This window comes from Rhodococcus sp. EPR-157 (genome assembly GCF_001647195.1).
Classification (GTDB): domain Bacteria; phylum Actinomycetota; class Actinomycetes; order Mycobacteriales; family Mycobacteriaceae; genus Rhodococcoides.
Map to the genome: position 1 here is coordinate 1 of NZ_LVCV01000599.1, position 1795 is coordinate 1795.

The window sequence follows — 1795 nt, forward strand, 5'->3', positions numbered from 1 at the left end:
GTGACGGATCCGAACGCCGTGCTCGCATCGAACACCTCGTCCATTTCGATCATGAAGTTGGGAACCGCAACGAAAGCACCCGACCGCGTCGTCGGATTGCACTTCTTCAATCCGGTGCCGGTGCTCCCTCTCGTGGAGCTCGTCACCACGCTCAAGACCAGCGACACCGTCGCCGAGCGGGCCGAGAGGTTTGCCGGTGACGTGCTCGGCAAGCAGGTAGTTCGCTCCGCCGACCGTTCCGGCTTCGTCGTCAATGCGCTTCTCGTGCCGTACCTGCTCTCCGCGATCCGCATGGTCGAGTCCGGGTTCGCCACCAAGGAAGACATCGACAAGGCAACGGTTCTCGGTCTCGCCCACCCGATGGGTCCGTTGGCGCTGGCCGACCTCGTCGGGCTCGACACCGTCAAATCCATCGCCGACTCCATGTACGCAGAATTCAAGGAACCGTTGTTCTCGGCGCCGCCGCTGTTGCTTCGGATGGTCGAGGCAGGCCTGGTCGGCAAGAAGACCGGGGCTGGCTTCTACCGGTACGAGAACGGCCGAGTCGCCCGCTGAAATGCGCATGCGCGCCGGTCTCCAGGGCGCTCGGTTGGTCGTGGGCGCTCCGCGCCCAGTGGCGTGGTTAAGCGCATTCCGGTGCACTTAACCACGCCACTGGCGGCGGAGCCGCTCGGCCTTCATACGGCCGAGGCGCTGGCAACTGACGCTGTCTCTGCGTAACTTGGTTGCAGCGGCGCGACGGTGCGTCGACGAGCGGAACAGGGGACAAAAAGGTGAGCAAGTCGAATAAGTCGGGTGGGTTCCTTCCCAAGGCGTTCGGACTCGGATTGGCTGCGACGGGTGCAGCTCACTTCGTCGTTCCCGAAGCGTTCGAAGGCATCACCAAGCTCCCGTTCCCGAAAGACACCAGGGACTGGATCAGCCGCAACGGCGCAACCGAGCTGGCTGTGGGTGCAGCTATCGCATACCCGAAGACCCGCACCATCGGGCTCGTAGGACTCGGCGCGTACGTGGGCTGGCTGGGCTTCAATATCGCTCGAAACAGCTGAGCTGGAGCCGGTCGATGTCGTGAATCACTCCTGTCATCTGGGAATACCCAGCTGACAGGAGTGTCCGCATTGCATTGCTACCGATGCGTAGGTAGCAATGTAGCTATGACTTCAGCTACCGCATACACAGCGACTTCCGCCGACGCCCCGCTCGAGAAGGTCACCATCGATCGACGTGAGCTCGGTCCGAAGGACGTTCTGATCGAGGTCAAGTTCGCGGGCATCTGTCATTCCGACATTCACACCGCTCGGAACGAATGGGGCGGCACCAACTACCCCGTCGTTCCCGGACACGAAATCGCGGGCATCGTTGCCGAGGTCGGCTCCGGCGTCAGCAAGCACAAGGTCGGCGACCGGGTCGGCGTCGGCTGCTTCGTCGACTCCTGCGGCGAGTGCGAAGCCTGCCTCGCGGGCGAGGAGCAGTACTGCTTCAAAGGCGTCACCGCCACCTACAACTCCAAGCTCGCCGACGGTTCCGTCACCCAGGGCGGTTACTCGACACACATCGTCGTCACCGAGGGTTTCGTACTGTCGATCCCCGAGGGCATCGAACTCGACGTCGCTGCACCACTGCTCTGCGCAGGAATCACCCTCTACTCCCCGCTCGAGCACTGGGGAGCCGGTCCGGGCAAGAAGGTCGCCATCATCGGCTTGGGCGGACTCGGCCACGTCGGCGTCAAGATCGCACACGCTCTCGGTGCCGAGGTCACGGTCCTGAGCCAGACGCTCAGCAAAGAGGAAGACGG

At 63.2% G+C, this 1795-nt stretch carries 3 protein-coding genes; all 3 read left to right on the forward strand.

Features of this window, described 5'->3' with window-relative positions; genetic code table 11:
• On the forward strand, positions 1-555 hold a 555-nt coding region (locus tag A2J03_RS25940), incomplete at its 5' end, for a 3-hydroxybutyryl-CoA dehydrogenase (protein ID WP_231912720.1).
• A 218-nt stretch (positions 556-773) separates the two neighbouring features.
• Complete coding sequence (locus tag A2J03_RS25945) at positions 774-1049, forward strand: hypothetical protein (protein WP_068380003.1); 276 nt, start codon at positions 774-776, stop codon at positions 1047-1049.
• A 105-nt stretch (positions 1050-1154) separates the two neighbouring features.
• The coding region (locus A2J03_RS25950; RefSeq protein ID WP_156520594.1) for an NAD(P)-dependent alcohol dehydrogenase at positions 1155-1795 on the forward strand (641 nt) is incomplete at its 3' end.